Origin of the sequence: Sphingomonas morindae, from assembly GCF_023822065.1 — a bacterium.
Lineage (GTDB): Bacteria > Pseudomonadota > Alphaproteobacteria > Sphingomonadales > Sphingomonadaceae > Solisphingomonas > Solisphingomonas morindae.
The window spans coordinates 881,663-898,216 of the sequence record NZ_CP084930.1 but is presented as its reverse complement, the minus strand read 5'-3'; the positions used below and the strand labels follow the sequence as shown (position 1 = coordinate 898,216).

19 protein-coding genes are annotated in these 16,554 nt (G+C 72.9%); 17 read left to right on the top strand and 2 right to left on the bottom strand.

The genetic code is table 11. The features are described from left to right. From fliF to LHA26_RS04355, 17 genes are all read left to right on the top strand, one after another. Complete coding sequence (gene fliF, locus LHA26_RS04435) at positions 1-1,782, top strand: flagellar basal-body MS-ring/collar protein FliF (RefSeq protein ID WP_252167530.1); 1,782 nt, start codon at positions 1-3, stop codon at positions 1,780-1,782. After that, complete coding sequence (gene fliG, locus LHA26_RS04430) at positions 1,775-2,809, top strand: flagellar motor switch protein FliG (RefSeq protein WP_252167529.1); 1,035 nt, start codon at positions 1,775-1,777, stop codon at positions 2,807-2,809. The genes fliF and fliG overlap by 8 nt, the downstream gene beginning before the upstream one ends. After that, positions 2,802-3,443: a FliH/SctL family protein gene (locus LHA26_RS04425; RefSeq protein ID WP_252167528.1), complete on the top strand. Its 642-nt coding sequence runs from the start codon at positions 2,802-2,804 to the stop codon at positions 3,441-3,443. Before fliG ends, LHA26_RS04425 begins: the two co-directional genes overlap by 8 nt. Then, positions 3,440-4,765, top strand: coding sequence for a FliI/YscN family ATPase (locus LHA26_RS04420; protein WP_252167527.1), 1,326 nt, complete (start codon positions 3,440-3,442; stop codon positions 4,763-4,765). The genes LHA26_RS04425 and LHA26_RS04420 overlap by 4 nt, the downstream gene beginning before the upstream one ends. After that, positions 4,762-5,187, top strand: coding sequence for a hypothetical protein (locus LHA26_RS04415; RefSeq protein WP_252167526.1), 426 nt, complete (start codon positions 4,762-4,764; stop codon positions 5,185-5,187). The genes LHA26_RS04420 and LHA26_RS04415 overlap by 4 nt, the downstream gene beginning before the upstream one ends. Beyond that, the gene (locus tag LHA26_RS04410; RefSeq protein WP_252167525.1) at positions 5,184-7,577 is read left to right on the top strand and encodes a flagellar hook-length control protein FliK; all 2,394 of its coding nucleotides are present in this window, start codon (positions 5,184-5,186) and stop codon (positions 7,575-7,577) included. Before LHA26_RS04415 ends, LHA26_RS04410 begins: the two co-directional genes overlap by 4 nt. A 16-nt stretch (positions 7,578-7,593) precedes the next feature. Continuing rightward, positions 7,594-8,190 (top strand): flagellar basal body-associated FliL family protein, encoded by a 597-nt coding sequence (locus LHA26_RS04405; RefSeq protein WP_252167524.1) that lies wholly within the window; start codon positions 7,594-7,596, stop codon positions 8,188-8,190. 29 nt (positions 8,191-8,219) lie between these two features. Beyond that, positions 8,220-9,176, top strand: a complete 957-nt coding sequence (locus LHA26_RS04400) for a flagellar motor switch protein FliM (RefSeq protein WP_252167523.1) — start codon at positions 8,220-8,222, stop codon at positions 9,174-9,176. Positions 9,177-9,181: 5 nt separating this feature from the next. After that, positions 9,182-9,499: a flagellar motor switch protein FliN gene (fliN, locus tag LHA26_RS04395; RefSeq protein ID WP_252167522.1), complete on the top strand. Its 318-nt coding sequence runs from the start codon at positions 9,182-9,184 to the stop codon at positions 9,497-9,499. Then, a complete protein-coding gene (locus LHA26_RS04390) occupies positions 9,496-9,783 on the top strand; it encodes a FliO/MopB family protein (protein ID WP_252167521.1) in 288 nt (95 codons plus the stop codon). Before fliN ends, LHA26_RS04390 begins: the two co-directional genes overlap by 4 nt. Next, positions 9,773-10,618 carry a flagellar type III secretion system pore protein FliP gene (gene fliP / locus LHA26_RS04385; protein WP_252167520.1) on the top strand — a complete coding sequence of 282 codons (846 nt, stop codon included), beginning with the start codon at positions 9,773-9,775 and terminating at the stop codon, positions 10,616-10,618. Before LHA26_RS04390 ends, fliP begins: the two co-directional genes overlap by 11 nt. Before the next feature lie 4 nt (positions 10,619-10,622). Beyond that, on the top strand, positions 10,623-10,904 hold the full coding sequence (gene fliQ / locus LHA26_RS04380; protein ID WP_252167519.1) for a flagellar biosynthesis protein FliQ: 282 nt from the start codon (positions 10,623-10,625) through the stop codon (positions 10,902-10,904). 4 nt (positions 10,905-10,908) lie between these two features. Next, positions 10,909-11,694 carry a flagellar biosynthetic protein FliR gene (gene fliR, locus LHA26_RS04375; RefSeq protein ID WP_252167518.1) on the top strand — a complete coding sequence of 262 codons (786 nt, stop codon included), beginning with the start codon at positions 10,909-10,911 and terminating at the stop codon, positions 11,692-11,694. Then, the gene (locus LHA26_RS04370) at positions 11,694-12,830 is read left to right on the top strand and encodes an EscU/YscU/HrcU family type III secretion system export apparatus switch protein (protein ID WP_252167517.1); all 1,137 of its coding nucleotides are present in this window, start codon (positions 11,694-11,696) and stop codon (positions 12,828-12,830) included. The genes fliR and LHA26_RS04370 overlap by 1 nt, the downstream gene beginning before the upstream one ends. A 68-nt stretch (positions 12,831-12,898) precedes the next feature. Continuing rightward, a complete protein-coding gene (locus LHA26_RS04365; RefSeq protein ID WP_252167516.1) occupies positions 12,899-13,237 on the top strand; it encodes a hypothetical protein in 339 nt (112 codons plus the stop codon). A 195-nt stretch (positions 13,238-13,432) separates the two neighbouring features. Next, positions 13,433-13,831 (top strand): flagellar export chaperone FliS, encoded by a 399-nt coding sequence (locus tag LHA26_RS04360; RefSeq protein WP_252167515.1) that lies wholly within the window; start codon positions 13,433-13,435, stop codon positions 13,829-13,831. Positions 13,832-13,904: 73 nt separating this feature from the next. Beyond that, on the top strand, positions 13,905-14,831 hold the full coding sequence (locus LHA26_RS04355; RefSeq protein ID WP_252167514.1) for a winged helix DNA-binding protein: 927 nt from the start codon (positions 13,905-13,907) through the stop codon (positions 14,829-14,831). Here the strand turns inward: LHA26_RS04355 and LHA26_RS04350 are convergent. Next, positions 14,797-15,171: a hypothetical protein gene (locus LHA26_RS04350; RefSeq protein WP_252167513.1), complete on the bottom strand. Its 375-nt coding sequence runs from the start codon at positions 15,169-15,171 to the stop codon at positions 14,797-14,799. The genes LHA26_RS04355 and LHA26_RS04350 overlap by 35 nt on opposite strands. Positions 15,172-15,264: 93 nt before the next feature. After that, the gene (locus LHA26_RS04345) at positions 15,265-16,503 is read right to left on the bottom strand and encodes a cell wall hydrolase (RefSeq protein WP_252167512.1); all 1,239 of its coding nucleotides are present in this window, start codon (positions 16,501-16,503) and stop codon (positions 15,265-15,267) included. Between the last annotated feature and the right edge of the window lie 51 nt (positions 16,504-16,554).

Sequence of the window (16,554 nt, the reverse complement as noted above, 5' to 3'; positions counted from 1 at the left end):
ATGGCTGAACTGACCGCCCCCTCGACCAATCTCGTCCCCGCTGCCGCCGGCGCCCTGCCGGCGCCGGTCGCCGGCCTCGCCGCCGGCGGCATGGGCGGCATCCTGCAGCGCATCCGCAGCATCGCGGCCCAGCCGGCGGTGGCGAAGAGCCTGCCACTGATGGGGCTGATCGGCCTGCTCGGCGCGGCCGCGCTGATCTGGGCGGTGCTGCACCAGGCGCCGCAGCGCGATCTGTTCGCCGGCCTGCCGGACGCCGACAAGGCGGCGGTGGCCGCCGCGCTCGACACCGCGGGGATCAAATATCACCTCGATGCCTCGAGCGGCGCGCTGACCGTGCCCGAGGACAGCTATTACCGCGCCAAGATGCTGCTCGCGCAGCAGGGCCTGCCCAAGGCGGCGCCGGACGGCGACCAGCTCATCACCAATCTGCCGATGGGCGCGAGCCGCGCGGTGGAAGGCGAGCGGCTGCGCGAGGCGCACGAGATGGATCTGGCGCGCACGATCGAGGCGATCGATGCCGTGGAGAGCGCCAAGGTGCATCTCGCGGTCGAGACGCCGAGCGTGTTCCTGCGCGATACCGCCAAGCCCCAGGCGTCGGTGATGCTGCGGCTGCGCGCCGGCCGCGCGCTCTCGGACGCGCAGGTCCAGGCCATCGTGCATCTCGTCGCCGCCTCGGTCTCGGGCCTGTCGCCCGACGATGTGTCGATCGTCGACCAATCGGGCCGGCTGCTCTCCAAGAGCGGCGGCGCGGGTGCCGACGACGGCGCCGACCGCCAGGTGGCGCTCCAGACGCGGATGGAGGACAAATATCGCCAGGCGTTGGCCTCGCTGCTGACGCCGATCGTGGGCGACGGCAATTTCACCGCCGAGGTCCATGCCGATCTCGATTTCGCCGAGATCGCCTCGACCCGCGAGACCTATCCCAAGGACGGCCAGGTGCTCGCCCATGAGGAGGGCAGCTGGACCGCCGACGGCAGCGGCGGCGCCAAGCCGGCGACCGGCATCCCCGGCGCGCTGTCCAACACCGCGCCCGCCGCCGCCACCTCCACCGCCACGCCCAATGGCCAGCCGGTGGCGCAGACGCCGCCCCAGCCGAACGGCCCGCAGGCGCCCGGCGCCGCCCCCGGCCAGGCCGGCGCGGCCGCTCCCGGCAAGACCGACGAGAGCTACAACCGCAGCTACACGCTGGGCCACGAAGTGTCGGTGACCAAGAATGCGGTCGGCACGGTGCGCCGGCTGACCGTGGCGGTGGCGCTGCGCCAGGCGCAGGGCGCCAAGCCGCTGACCCCGCAGCAGCAGGCGCAGATCGAGAATCTGGTGAAGGGCGCGGTCGGGTTCGACCAGACCCGCGGTGACATCGTCTCGGTGTCGCAGCAGAATTTCGCGCCCAGCGACGCCGCCACCAAGCCCGCCTGGTATCAGGCGAGCTGGATCGGCCCGGTCGGCCGCAATCTCACCGCGATCATCGTCGCCGCGATCCTCGTCTTCGGCATCGGCCGGCCGCTGATGAAGCGCCGCCAGGCGGCCGTGGAGCAGCAGCGCGCCGCCGCCGAGAAGGAGCGCGTGGACATGGGCCGCGAGATGCAGTCCGCGCTCGCCGAGCAGACCGCCGAGATCAGCCCCGACAAGCCGGTGACGCTCGACATGATCGAGGCCGCGCCCAGCTATGCCGCCCGCGCCGCGCTGATCCGCAACTTCGTCCGCCAGGATCCCGATCGCGCCGCCCTGGTGGTGCGCGACCTGATCCGCGCCGACATGCCCAAGGCCGCCGAAAATGCCTGAGCCGCTGCCGCTTCCCGCCCCCGATGGCGGCGCGCCCATGCCCAAGGGATCGAGCGCCGCCGCGATCCTGCTGATGCTGCTGGCCGAGGACGAGGCCGCCCAGGTGCTGGGCCGGCTCGATCCGGACGAGGTGCAGATGCTCGGCTCGGCCATGTTCGGCGTCGCCGATGTGAGCGAGGAAGAGGTGGACGGGGTGCTCGACCAGTTCATCGGTCGGGCGCGCGAGCGGACCACGATCGGCTTCGGCGCGGACAGCCAGATCCGCACCATGATGGAGCGCGCGCTCGGCGCCGAGCGCGCCGAGAATATGCTCGCCCGCATCACGCCGCCGGCGCGCTCCTCCGCGCTCGATTCGCTCAAGTGGATGGACGCCAAGACGATCGCCGGGCTGGTCGAGTTCGAGCATCCGCAGATCGCCGCGCTGGTGCTGGCGCATCTCGAGCCGCCGGTCGCGGCGGACGTGCTGCAGCTGCTCGAGGAGGAGCTGCAGGCCGAGGTGATCTACCGGGTCGCGACTCTGGGCGCGGTGACGCAGGAAGCGCTCGACGATCTCGAGCGGCTGCTGCTGCGCCAGGTGAACAAGCGCTCCAACGGCACCGCCCCGGCGCGCGGTGGCGCCAGCGAGGCGGCCAAGATCGTCAACTCCACGCGCACCGCCACCGAGCAGCGCGTGATCCGCCAGCTCGCCAAGCTCGACAAGACGCTGGCGCGCGCGATCGAGGACGAGATGTTCATCTTCGACAATCTGATGAGCGTCAGCGACAAGGATCTCGGCACGCTCATGCGCGGTGTCGAGAGCGATCTGCTGGTGGTGGCGCTGAAGGGCGCCGACGAGCGGCTGCGGCAGAAGATCTTCGGCTGCATGTCCAGCCGCGCCGCCCAGTCGATCCAGGACGAGATCGCCGAGCGCGGCCCGATGCGGCTGGCCGAGGTGCAGGAGGCGCAGAAGCAGATTCTCGCCATCGCGCGCCAGCTCGCCCAGGCCGGCACGATCAACCTTGGGGGCAAGGGGGAAGACTATGTCTAATCTGCTCAGCGCCGCGACCGTGGCCGATGCCGCCAAGGTCTCGATCTGGACGCGACCGCCGCATTTCAACCATTTCACCGCCTGGGGCAGCGAGCCGGCGGCGCCCGCGCCGGCGGCCGCCGCCGCCGAGATGCCCGAGGCGTGCGAGCCGCCCGCGCCCGATATCGAGGCGCTGCGCCACGCCGCCTTCGCGGACGGCTATGAGCAGGGCATCGCCGCGATGCGCGCCGAGCTGGAGCAGGAGCGGGCGGGGCTGGCGCGGCTGGCGGTCGGGCTCGAGGCGCTCCGGCCCGAGCCGGTCGGCCCGCTCGGCGTGCTGATCGCGGCCACGGTGGAGCGGCTCGTCACCGAGATCATGGGGACGGTGACGATCGATCCCGCGCTGTTGCTGGCGCGCGCCGAGGCCGCCGCCGCCGTGATCGGCGAGGAGACCCAGCCGGCGGTGCTCAAGCTCCACCCCGAGGATCTCGCGCGGCTGCACGGCGCGGCGCTGCCCGTCGCGGCCGAGGCGGACCCGACGCTGGCGCCGGGCGCGCTGCGGCTCGAGACGGCGGCGGGATCGGTGGAGGACAGCCCCGCGCTGCGCCTCGCCCGGCTGCGCGGCGCGCTCGATCGCGTGGCGGCGGCGCGATGAGCCTCGCCGACCGCGCCGAATCGCTGCTCGCCGGCCTGGCCGTGGGCGAGGTGGCGCCGCGCCGGATCGGCAAGCTCGTCGCCTATGACGGGCAGATGCTGGAGGCGACGGGGCTCGCCATGCCGGTGGGCGGCTCGGTGCGGGTGATCGACGCCGATGGTCATGCCACGCGCGCCGAGGTGGTGGGGTTTCGCGGCGACCGCTCGCTGCTGATGGCGCTGGACGGCGACGCGCCGCACGCCAATGGCGGCCGGGTGGAGCCCGACGCCAAGGGCGGCGTGGCCGAGGTGGGCGAGGCGCTGCTGGGCCGGGTGGTGGATGCCACCGGCCGCCCGCTCGACGGGCTCGGCCCGATCGGCGAGACGCACAGCTGGCCGCTCGCCGGCAAGCCCGCCAATCCGCTGGATCGCGCCCGCGTCACCGAATGTTTCGACATGGGCGTGCGCGCCATCAACGGCCTGCTCACCGCCGGCGTCGGCCAGCGGATCGCGATCTGCGCGGGTTCGGGCGTCGGCAAATCGGTGCTGATGGGCCAGATGATCCAGGGCGCCGAGGCCGATGTCATCGTGGTGGGGCTGATCGGCGAGCGCAGCCGCGAGGTGGCGGACTTTCTCGCCACCAAGCTCACCCCCGGGGTGCGCGAGCGCGCCGTGGTGGTGGCGGTGCCGGCCGATCACCCGCCGGTGCTGCGCATCCGCGCGGCGATGCGCGCCACCGCCATCGCCGAATATTTCCGCGAGCAGGGCAAGCGCGTGCTGCTGCTGATCGACAGCCTGACGCGCTGCGCCCATGCCCAGCGCGAGCTTGGCCTGTCGCTGGGCGAGCCGCCGACGATGAAGGGCTATCCGCCCTCGGCGCTGAGCATGATCCCGCGGCTGATCGAGCGCGCCGGCGCCGATGCGCACAGCGGCGGCTCGATCACCGCGCTCTACACCGTGCTCGCCGATGGCGACGATGGCGACGACCCGATCGTCGACACCGCGCGTGCGATCGTCGACGGCCATATCATCCTGTCGCGCTCGCTCTCCGAACAGGGCGTCTTCCCGGCGATCGACGTGGGCCGCTCGCTGAGCCGGGTGATGGCCGATATCGTCGACGAGGAGCATGGCCGCGCCGCCGCCGTGCTGCGCCGGCTCTGGTCGGTCTATGAGGAGAACCGCGATCTCATCCTGATGGGCGCCTACAAGGCGGGCAGCGATCCGCTGATCGACATGGCGGTTGCGCGCCACCAGGAAATCCTCGACTTTCTCAAGCAGCGCCCGAAGGACCGGATCGACATGGTGCATAGCTCGGCCGAGCTGATCGAGCGCTTCGGGATATGAGCGCGCTGGTCCGCCGCCGCGAACGCATCGCCCGGGTGCGCCGGGTGGAACATGCGCAGGCCGCCGCCGCCGCCGCCGCCGCCGAGGCCAAGCTCGCGCAGCTCGAGACGAGCGAGAGCCGGCTCACCCAGCTGCGCTCCAGCCTTTCCTGGGAGCTGGGCGATTTCTCGGCCGCCACGCTGGCGTCGCGCGCCGAGCTGGCGCTGCGGCTGGACGAGGCGCGCTTCGGCCTCGCCGATGCCATCGAGGGCGCGCGCGCCACCGCCGCGCTCCGCCGCGAGGAGCGGGTGGAAGCGCGCATCCGCCAGGAGAGCGCGACCAAGCTCAGCAGCCGCGCCGCCACCGATATCGCCCGCGCCGCCGAACGGCGCGCGGCGGCCAATGCCCGCCAGCGCGAGCCGCGCACCCTGGGAGACGCATGATGGACATGCTCAGCCTCGCCGCGCCCGCCATGGCGGCGGCCGATCCGCTCGCCCCGCTCGCCGCCGCCGCGCCGGCCGGCGGCACGGCGGGGGCGGCGCCCGGTTTCGCGGCGCTGATGGGCGATCTCTCGATGCCGGCCGCCAAAGGCGGGGATCCGGTGAGCGCGGCATCGCCGCGCGGAGCGCAGGCGCCGCTGCCCGCCAGCCTCACCGCTGTCGCCATGGCCGCGCTCGACCGCGCGCCGACGCCCGCGACCCCGCTTGCGCCCGCCGGCGCCGATGCCGATGCGCCGATCGCCACCGGCGCCGCCGCTCGCGATCCGGCGGCGCTACCGTCGGGCGGCCCGGATCCGGCGATCGCGGCCGAGGCGCTGCAGGCGCCCGCACCGGAGAGGCCGGCCGATCCGGCGGCCTCCGCCCCGGTCCCGGCCACCAGCCTCCCGGCGGTCGCGCCGCCGCCGCTGGCCGTGCCCGTCGCCAATATCCCCGCGCGGCCCGATCGCCGGCCGGTCGCCATCGCCACGGCGGCGCTGCCGACGGCCGCCGCGCGCGCCGATGCGCCCGCCGCGTCCGAGACCGACGCGGATGCCGACACGGCAGCGGACGCGGCGGACGCGCCCCACCGGTCCGCGCCCCAGGCCCCGGCCGACAACGCCGCGACGCTTGCGGCGGCGCTGGCGATGACGCCGATCGCGCCGCCTGCGCCCGCCCCCGCGACGCCGGCTCCCTCGTCCGCCGCCGCGCCCGTGCCGCCGCGCGCGTCCATGGCCGCGCCGGCGCTTGCGCCGCAGCCGATTCCGGCCGCTGCGGCCCCTCAGCCCATGACGGCGAGCGCGGACGACGCGGCGCTGGAGGGCGCGCCCGTGCTGCAGGCGCTGCAATCGGCGGCGCGGCTCGCCACCGAAGCGCGGCCCGTGACCGCGCCGATCGCCTCCGCCACGCCGCGCGCCACGCTTTTGGCCGCCGCGCTGCCGGCCGCCGCGCCGACCAGCGAGCTGCTCGCCGCGCGCGCCGCCTCGCCGCGTGGCGCCGCGGCCAGCTCCACGCTCGCGCTCGCCACCGCCGATCTCGCCGCCGCGCCGGCGCCGCTGCCCTCGGCCACCGAGACGCCGACGCCCGCGCCGCTGCCGTCGCCGCTGGCTCCGGCCGCCGCCACGCCGCCGCCGCTGCCCTCGGCGGCCATGCCGACGCCGCTGCCCTCGGCGGCCATGCCGACGCCGCTGCCCTTGACGGCCGCGCCGACCCCGGCGCCGACCCCCGTCGCGACGCGGCCGGGCGCGACGCCGCCCGCGTCTCCCGCGCCCGCATCGGACGAGGGCGCCGCGTCCGCCGCCGCCGTCCTGGCATCGCCGCGCGTGGCGAGCGCCGGCGTGGCGATGCCGCGTCCGGCCGATCCGCTTCCGTCCGCCCCGGCCGCCGGCGTCGCCCCGAACACCGCCGCGCCGATGGCCGCCGCGCGCCTCCCGGCCGAAGGGACGGCGCCACCGGTCGCGCAGGCGGCTGCCGCCCCCGCGACCCCGGCGCCGCCGATCGCGGCCGTCTCCGCGTCCCCGGCTCCGGCCGCCGCCCCCCCGGTCGCGCCCATCGCCGCCGCCGCGCCGATGCCCGCCGCCGCCAGCCATGCGAGCCCGGCGGCGCGCGGCCGCGACCGGACGCGGGCGCGCGACGAGGCGGGCGCGGAGGGCGCCGCCATCCCCGTCTCCGGCACCGATGCCGCGTCCTCCGCCGTCGCCACCCCCGCCGCCACGCCGCTCGCGCCGCGCGCGGCGATCGCCGCCACCGCGCCGCAGGCCGGCGCGATGCTGGCGGCGGGCGGGACCGACCGCCTCGTCGCGGTGGCGCGCCACGCGGCCTGGGCCGATGGCATCGCCCGCGATATCGCCAGCGCCGGCAGCGCCAGCGGCGACGCGCGTTTCGCGCTGACGCCGCAGGGCCTTGGCCGCATCGACGTGGCGATTTCGCGCGGCGCGGACGGCAGCGCGGCGGTGACGCTCAGCGCCAGCAGCGAAGCGACGCGCAGCGCGCTCGACGAGGCGCGGCCGCAGCTGATCGCCGCCGCGCATGGCCATGGCCTGCATCTCAGCGCGGTGACGGTGGATCTGGGCGGCGGCGGCGCGGGCGGCGAGGCCGGGCGCCAGGCGGCGCAGCAGCACCAGGCCCAGCAGGCGGACCGGCCGGCCATGACAAACGCCGCGTCAACCAATTCCTTAACCGATGCCGGCTATAGCGGTGGCGGCAGCGGCGACGCGGGCCGGCAGGCGCAGAATCAGGGCCAGGAGCAGCGGCAGGCGCCGCGCGCCGCCCCGCTTCCGCAGACCGACGCCGCGCGCCCGCGCCGCGCCGCCCCGGCTCCGGCCCCGGCGCGCGCCGCCGATGGCCAGTATGCGTGATAAGGATCGATAAGCGATGAGCAAGGACGCCAAGGACAAGGCGGCGGCGCCCGATGCGGGTGCCAAGAAGGGCGGCAAGAAGAAGCTGATCCTGACGATCGTGGGCGCGCTGGTGCTGGCCGGCGGCGGCGCGGCGGGCGGCATGTTCGCGGCCGGCATGGGCGGCGGCGGCGCGCACGCCAAGGAGCCCGAAGTGGATCCCGAGGCGCCCAAGCTGGTCGCGCGCGAGGGGCAGAAGGCGCACCCCGCCGACCAGTATAAGGAGATCGGCAGCTTCGCGCCCGATCCCAAGGTCTACAAGCCGACCTATCTGACGATCGAGCAGAATTTCACCTCGAACCTGCGCGATACGGACGGCGTGGTGCAGCTCGCGCTGTCGGCCTCGACCTTCTACGACCAGAAGGTGGCGGACGCCTTCAAGGACAATGAGATGCCGATCCGCTCGGCGATCCTGTCGGTGCTCGCCGATCAGGATGCGATCGCGCTCCAGACGCCGCAGGGCAAGGACCAGCTGCGCGCCAAGCTGACCGACGCGATCAACAAGGTGCTGGTCGACAAGACCGGCTATGGCGGCGTCGACAATGTTTATTTTTCGAGCTTTATCATCCAGTAGGATAAGCGCTCGATGAGGAGCGGAGCGACGTGGCGAAGGAGCCGGCCGGCAAGGGGCTGAAGACGCGGGCCGAGGATGGCGCGCAGAAGGTGGAGCGGTTCGCGCTGGGCAGCGAATCGCTGCGCCCCGGCGCGCGCCTGTCCGGGCTCGATCGGCTCGCCGAACGGCTGGCGCGGCGGCTGCGCGACGTGCTGGAGCCCTTCGCCAAGGCCAAGCCCAAGGTGGAACATGCCCCGGCGCTGACCTCGCGCTTCGACACCTGGCGCGACGGCCTGCCCGAATTCACCAGCGTCAGCCTCTATCGGATGCGCCCGATGAAGGGCGGCATGCTGATCGCGCTCGCCCCGGATTATGTGAGCCGGCTGGTGGACGCCTTTTACGGCGGCACCGGCGCGCCGCCCAAGGGCGCGGTGCGCAAGCGCGAATTCACCGCCGCCGAGGAAAGGCTGCTGGGCCGCGTGACCGAGGGCATCGTGCTCGCGGTGGTCGAGACCTGGGCCGATATCGTCAATTTCGAGCCGCAGCTGGCCGCGCGCGAGACCAATGCCGGCTATGCCACGCTGGTGCGCGGCGACGAGCCGGTGGTGGTGCAGCGCTTCAGCGTCGCCGGCGGCGGCCCGGGCGCGACCACGATCGATCTCGTCTTCCCGCTGGCGGCGATGCGTGCCTATGAATCGCAGCTCAGCGCCAAGGTCCATGCCGAGGCGGGGGCGGGCGACAGCGAGTTCCGCTACCGGCTGGCGCGCGCGCTGGAGAATGTCAGCCTGCCGGTGCGCTCGGTGGTGGCGCGGCCGACGCTCTCGGTGAAGGAATTGCTTTCGCTCAAGGTCGGCGATGTGATCCCGATCACGCTTGCCCCCAAAGTGCCGCTGATCGTCGGCAACAGACGGCTTGCGGAAGGCACGATCGGCGAGCAGGAAGGACGCGCGGCGTTCCAGATCGAGACTCTGGGCGCGCTGGATCGTCCCGGGGGACATAGGATTTGAACGAGATGAGCGAAGCGCCCTTCCCGGGCACCGACGATCCCGACAGCCTTGCCGCGCGCAATTTCCGGCTGCTCGCGGATATTCCGCTGCGGCTTTCGGTCGAGGTCGGCTCGACCTCGCTCAAATTGTCCGAGCTGCTCGATCTCAACGAGGGCTCGGTGGTGGAGCTGGATCGCCAGGCCAATGAGCTGCTCGATATTCTGGTGAACGGCACGCTCGTCGCCAAGGGCGAGGTGGTGACGGTGAATGGCCGCTTCGGGATCCGCATCGTGGATGTCGTGGCCACCGAGACCCGGCTCGCCGGGCTTGAACGGCGCGCATGACCTTCGCCTATTTTCTCAACGTCTTCCTGATGCTGGCGCTGGTCGCCGGCATGGCCGTGGGCACGCTCTGGCTGATGCGGCGGCTGCAGCCGGGCCTCGGGTCGGGCGGCCGCGAGCGCGCGATCCGGGTGGTCGACGCCATCTCCATGGGCGCGATGGGCGCGCGGCTGGTGGTGGTGGAGTTCGAGGGGCGGCGGCTGCTGGTCGGCGTCACCCGCGGCCGGATGGATCTGATCGCCGAAGGTGCGGGCGATTTCGCGCCGTTCATCGACGATGGCGCCTGAGCGCGCCCGATCGCCGGCGCAGGCCTGGCTGAAGCCGGCGCTGCTGCTCGCGCTCGCGCTCGTCGTGGCGCTGCTGTGGAGCCATGTCGCGCATGCCCAGCCGGCCGCCCCGGCGGCGGCGCCGGGCACGGGCGTGCCGGCAGCGCCGGGCGCGGCGCAGACGGGGGCGCTCAACCGCGCGCTCGGCCAGATTTCGGGCGAGGGCCGGCCGCTCTCGCTGTCGCTCCAGATCCTCATCCTGATGAGCCTGTTGACGGTGCTGCCGTCGCTGGTGCTGATGATGACGAGCTTCACGCGCATCATCATCGTGCTGTCGATCCTGCGCCAGGCGCTGGGCTTGCAGCAGACGCCGCCCAACCAGGTGCTGGTCGGCCTGTCGCTTTTCCTCACTTTGTTCGTGATGCGACCGGCGATCGACGAGATCAACCGCGGCGCCGTCACCCCCTATGGCCAGGGCCGCATCCCGATCGAGCAGGCGATCGCCAATTCGGGCACGGTGCTGCGCGGCTTCATGCTGCGCCAGGTCCGCCAGACCGATCTCCAGCTGTTCAGCACCATCGCGCACGCGCCCAAATTCGCCACGCCGGCGGATATCCCCTTCTCGATCCTGCTGCCCGCCTTCGTCACCTCCGAGCTGAAGACCGCCTTCCAGATCGGCTTCCTGATCTTCCTGCCGTTTCTGGTGATCGATCTGGTGGTGGCCTCGACGCTGATGTCGCTCGGCATGATGATGCTCTCGCCGCAGATCATCTCGATGCCGTTCAAGCTGCTGCTGTTCGTGCTCGTCGATGGATGGGCGCTGACGATGGGCAGCCTCGCCTCGAGCTTCGGATAGCGGCATGGAACCGGCGATCGGCACGGACTATTTCGTCGGCGTCGCGCAGCACGCGCTGTGGGTGCTGGCGCTGGCCTGCATGCCGATCCTGATACCGGCGCTGGTCGCCGGGCTGGTGCTGGGCATGATCCAGGCGGCGACCTCGATCCAGGAGCAGACGCTCGCCTTCGTGCCCAAGCTGCTGGTGGTGGCGCTGTGCATCGCGCTGTTCGGCGGCGCCATCCTGACCCTGCTCGCGGACTTCACCAAGGAGATGTTCGCGCGCATTCCGGACCTGTTGCAGTAGCGCGATGATCCCGACCAGCCTGGCGGGGATCGAGGCGCAGCTCTGGGTCTTCCTGATCGCGATGCTGCGGCCGGGCGCCGCCTTTCTCGCCGCGCCCGTATTCAGCGCCAGCAACGTGCCGGTGCAGGTGCGGATCATCCTCGCGCTGGGCGTGGGCATTGCCGGGCTCGGCCCGGTTCCGCTCGACCTGCCGCCCGACGGGCTCGCCTCCGCCGCCGGGGTGCTGCTGGTGATCGGCGAGACGCTGGCCGGGCTGGCGCTCGGCTTCGCGGTGCAGATGGGCTTCGTCTCGGCGCTGATGGCGGGCGAGGTGATCGGCAGCGCCATGGGGCTGGGCTTCGCGCAGATGATCGATCCGCAGAGCGAGGCCTCCTCGACCGCGCTGGGCACGCTGCTTTCGATCCTGGGCACCTTCCTGTTCCTGTCGATCGGCGGCCATCTCATGCTCGCGGCGATCATCGTGGACAGCTATCGCGCGCTGCCGCCGGGCCAGGCCTGGCTCGGGCAGGGCAGCATCCATGCGCTGATCCTGTTCGGCGGCGACATGATCGCGGCGGGCATGACGATCGCGCTGCCGGTGGGCTTCGCGCTGGTGCTGGTGCAGGTGGTGATGGCGATCCTGGCGCGTTCGGCGCCGGCGATGAACCTCTTTTCGGTGGGCCTGCCGGCGACGCTCCTGGCGGGGATCATCCTGCTGTCGATGGCGGCGCCCGCGATCGGCGAGGGGATTATCGCGGCGCTCGAGCGGGGCCTCGATCTCGCCCGCGCGCTGGCGGCGGGAGGCGGCTGATGGCGGAGAGCGAAGGCGGCGAAAAGACCGAGGATCCGACGCCCAAGAAGCGCAAGGACGCGATCGAGAAGGGCGATGTCCTCCAATCCAAGGATCTCGGCGCGGCGATGGTGGTGCTGGCGGGCGCCGCCTGGCTGGCGATCGGCGGCCCGATCCTGACCCAGGCGCTCGCCGAGCTGCTGCGCGACGCGCTGCGGTTCGACCGCGGCGCGATCGAGGATTTCGAGCCCGGCCGGGCGGTGACGGGCATGTTGCTGCGGGTCGCCCTGCCGATGGCCGCGCTGCTGCTGGTGACGCTGCTGGCGGCGGTGGGCACGCCCGCCATTCTCGGCTCGCTCGGTTTCCGCTGGTCGGCGATCGCCTTCAAGGGCGACAAGCTCAACCCGCTCGCCGGGATCAAGCGCATCTTCGGCATGCAGGGCGTGACCGAGCTGCTCAAGGCGATGGCAAAGGTGGCGGTGCTCGGCGCGCTGGGCTGGTGGCTGCTCGGCAAGCGGCTGCAGGGGCTCACCACGCTTGGCCGGGGCGACATCGCCGGCGCCATGAACGAGCTTGGCCAGAGCTTCGTGTTCGCGGTGCTGGTGATGGCGCTGGGGCTGTTCGCCATCGCCGGCATCGACATTCCCGCCCAGATCATCCGCCGCCAACGCCGGCTGCGCATGACCAAGCAGGAGGTGAAGGACGAGCACAAGCAGAGCGAGGGCTCGCCCGAACTCAAGGGCGCGGTGCGGCGGCGGCAGATGGAGGCGGCGCGGCGCAGCTCGCGCCAGGCGGTGCGAGAGGCGAGCGTGGTGCTCACCAACCCGACCCATTTCGCGGTCGCGCTCCGCTACCGCCCGGGCGAGGATGCGGCGCCGGTGGTGGTCGCGCGCGGGCGGGGCGCGACGGCGGACGCGATCCGCGCGCTCGCCGAGGAGGCCAAGGTGCCGATGCTGCGCTATCCGGAGCTGACCCGCGCGCTCTATTTCACCACCCGCGCCGGCCAGCTGATCCGCCAGGATCTCTATATCGCGGTGGCCACCGTGCTGGCCTTCGTGTTCAACATCGAGCGCGCCCGCGCCGAGGGCATCGACCAGCCGGTTGTGGACGTGCCGGGCGAGGTGCAGTTCGACGAGCATGGCCGCCCCGCCGCCTGAACCGGGCGCTTAAGGTCCCGCCTCCGCCGCCGTTATCCCTAAGAGACGGTAAGCATGGAGCGGGCCACATGATTGCAGCGATCGCCGCCGCCGATGCGCCCGGCCTGGCCGGGATGGTGGATGCGGATGGCCGCGGCCGCCGCCCGCGCCCCACGCCGGCGCGGCCGACCGGGCAGGTGATGCACGACGCGGCGAGCGCCGCGCCGGGCGCGACCAGCCGCGAATCGGCCGAGATCCGCGCGCTGCTCGCGGCGATCCTGCTGCGCGGCGAGGCGGCGCTGCCGGGGCCGGCGCGTCCGGTCGACCGCGCCGCGACGCTGGGCGCGCTGGCCGCCTCGACGCGGCGCGCGCTGATCGCGCAGGCGCGGCTGGGGCCGGCCGCGGTGCGGCTGCTCGCGGGCCTGTGATCGGCCCGGCGATTTAGGGTTAACGCTTGAACCGCCTGTAAAGATTTTCCGGTCATGGTCGTCATCAGGGCAGGACGCCGCCACGGGGCCGGCGCTGCGGGACGAGCAGGAGCAACGACATGGCCGTGCCCGTATGCCGCCGCCGGCCCGCGCAGACCTGATTTTCAGACACGCCGTCATTAGGGATTGATCGCCATGTTCGCACATACCGGCCATGCCGGCGCTCGCGCCCGGTACCGCGCGCTCGACATCAGCACCAAGGTGGAAGGCGCCTCGCCGCACCAGCTGATCGGGATCCTGTTCGACGAGGTGATGAAGACGCTCGACACGCTGGCCGCCGGCATCGCCGCGGGCAACGGCCCGACCAGCCCCGGCATGCCCGAGCGCCGCGCCCGCGCGGTCTCGATCCTGCTCGGCCTTGAAGGCTGCCTGGATCATGGCCAGGGCGGCGAGCTGGCCGCGGGACTCGCGGCCATCTACCGCGAGGCGCGTCGCCTGCTGGGCGAGGGGCTGGAGAAGCGCGATCTTGCGCCGCTCGTCCAAGCTCGGGACTTGATTGCCGAAATCGCAGAGGCTTGGGGCAAGATCGGATAACCGATTTCGTATTCGTCTCAGGATTTGCCGGCCCGCAACCGCTGCTATCGTCCGCCGCGCCGGAGGAACAGCGATGGATAGGCGCGTGGTCGATCTACTCTATGAACGCAAATCGGGCATGCGGACGCTGCTGCTCGGCGATAATGCGAAGCGCATGGCGACGCTCCATGCGGCGGTGCTGGAGGCGGGGGGCGAGGTGATCGGCCAAGCCACGATCGCCGAGGCGCTGCTCCAGCTCGAGGATGCCGAGCAGCCGGAGCTGGTCATCGTCGACGTGCAGGCCGATTATGGTGCGCTGCTGGATGCGGCGCTGGCGCGGCTGGAGCGGGCCGCGCAGGAGCGGCGCTTCGAGGCGCTGGTGCTGGTGCCGCTCGCGCTGGTCGATCTCGCCTCGACCCAGGCGGGGCTGTCGGCGAGCCTGCTGGTCGATCCCGAGCCGCGCGAAATGGCCTCGGCGCTGGTCGCCGCCTGCCGGCGCCGCAGCACCGAAGTGCATGACAGCAGCGCCGAGGCGATGGCGATGCGCCTAGCCGATCTCAGCGAGGAAGTGGGGCGGGTGGCGCGCTCGCTGGCGCAGCTGGTGGTGCCCGGCGCGACGCCCGGCGTGCTGGAGGAGGTTCCTCCCGCCGAAGAGATGGCGCTGCTGCGCGCCGTGATCCGCCGCCGCCGGCTGCGGCACGATTTCTTCGTGCGCGGCCTGTTCGCCGATGCCGCCTGGGACATGCTGCTCGATCTGCGGCTGGCCCAGCTCGAGCGGCGCGAGGTCGCCGTGTCCAGCCTGTGCATCGCCGCCTCGGTGCCCGCCACCACCGCGCTGCGCTGGATCTCGACGCTGATCGACAACCGGCTGATGGTGCGTCATCCCGATCCGCGTGACCGGCGCCGTGCCTTTGTGTCGCTGACGCCCGCCGCCAACCAGGCGATGGCCGCCTATGCCGGCGCGGTGCTGCGCCAGTCGGCCGAGCTTACGCTTCCGGAGGACTTGTCACCGAAGCGATGAGCGTGCCCTCGTAGCGCTCGAGCTTGGGATCGAAGAGCGAGCTGGGATCGAAGGGCCGCGCGGTGGGGATCAGCTCGGCCAGGCCCGAAAGCTTGAAGCTGCCGAGCTTAAGCTCGCGCGGCGGCTGGCCCTCGCGCATCAGCACGACGCCATCGACATAGGCCTCGTCATGCTTGGTGTAGAGGATGTGCGGCGCCAGATCGATGCGCATCCGGTTGTACACCGCCTCCACCCGCGTCCGCCGGCCGATCGCGCGGGTGATGAGCTGGCGGGGATCGGCCGGCGTCGCGCCATCGCCCGATCCGGGGCGGAGCTTGAGGATGCGTCGGGCCTGCTGCATGCGTCTATGCTTTCGATGCCGGAATGAGGGTGATCGGCCGCGCCATGGCCCCCGGCGCCGGGCGCGGCAAGGGCGAATGCGCGGGCGTTCGGCTCATCGTCCCGTTCCGGGGAGGCATTCGCCCGCCGCGGCGCGGACGAAGCGGCTGCAATCCCAGCGCGGCTGGGCGATGCCGAGCGCGCTGCTCTTGCGGTAGGTGAAGGCCATGCGGCGCTGGTCGATCGGCATCACCGGCAGCGCGCGCGGCAGATCGGCCTGCTCGGTCCAGCCCATCACGAGACAGTCGGGCCGATCGGCGCAGATCGAGAAGCCGGTCATGGCGAAGCTGTTGGGATGCGCGTCGGCGGGCAGCTGGACGACGAACTGCGAGGCCTGCTCGTCCTTCAGCCGCACGATCGCGCCGCGCAGCATGCGCCGCGGCACGCCCTCCACCTCGAGATCGGCGCTGGGCGGCGGCGGCGGCGGCGCGGCGGCGGTGGCGGTGGCGGTGGCGGGCGCATCGCCCGGCGTGGCGAGCGGATCGCCCGGCTGCGGCCCCGGCAGCACGCCCGGCCCGGCCAGCGCGACCAGACGCGCGTCGATCGGCTCGAGCGGCTGGAGCCGCCCGGCAAAGGCGCCGCGCGTGCCCCACCAGCCCGTCCACCGGTAGAAGATGTGCGCGCCGACCCCGGCGATCTTATCGAGGCTGCCGCGCCAATAGGGCACGACATAATTGGCGTGGTAATGGGTGGCGAGGCCGACATCGCGATCCACCGAGCCGGACAGGGCGGCATCGGCGAGCGCGCTGGCGCGCGCCCAGGCGGCGGCGAGCGGCGGCCGCTCCAGCGCCCCGTCGCAGGTGAAGGTGAATTGGCAGCCGGTGCTGCGCTCGGCCCCCTGGAAGACGACGCCGCACACCGTCTTCGGGAAGGCGGGGTGGCGAAGGCGGTTGAGCACGACCTGGCCGACCGCGCGCTCGCCGGTGCGATCATCGCCCGCTTCATAGAGCATGGCGGCCGCGAGGCAGGCGCGCGCGGCGGCGCGATCGGCCGGGCTGCCCGTGTAGATGAAGGGCCGCGCCGCCTCGAGCCCGTTCGCGACAAAGGGGATGCCGGCATTATAGGCGCGCGCTTCGTCCGCGCTCATCGCCGCATAGTCGATCGGCTCGACCGCGGGCGGCGGCGGCAGCAGCGCGCCGGCGGGGGCCGCGGCGGGCGCGCCGGCAAGCGCGCTCGGCGCGACGCCGTGCCGCGCCGGCGGCGGCTGGCGGCCGATGGTGAGCAGCGCCAGCGCGAAGGCGCAGATCAGCGCGAACGACACCAGCGCATCATAATCCCGTCGGGCAATCAGCAAGTCTGTCTCCTGGCGTCGCTTCGACGCGGCCGGGCGCTGTAGGCGCGCGAC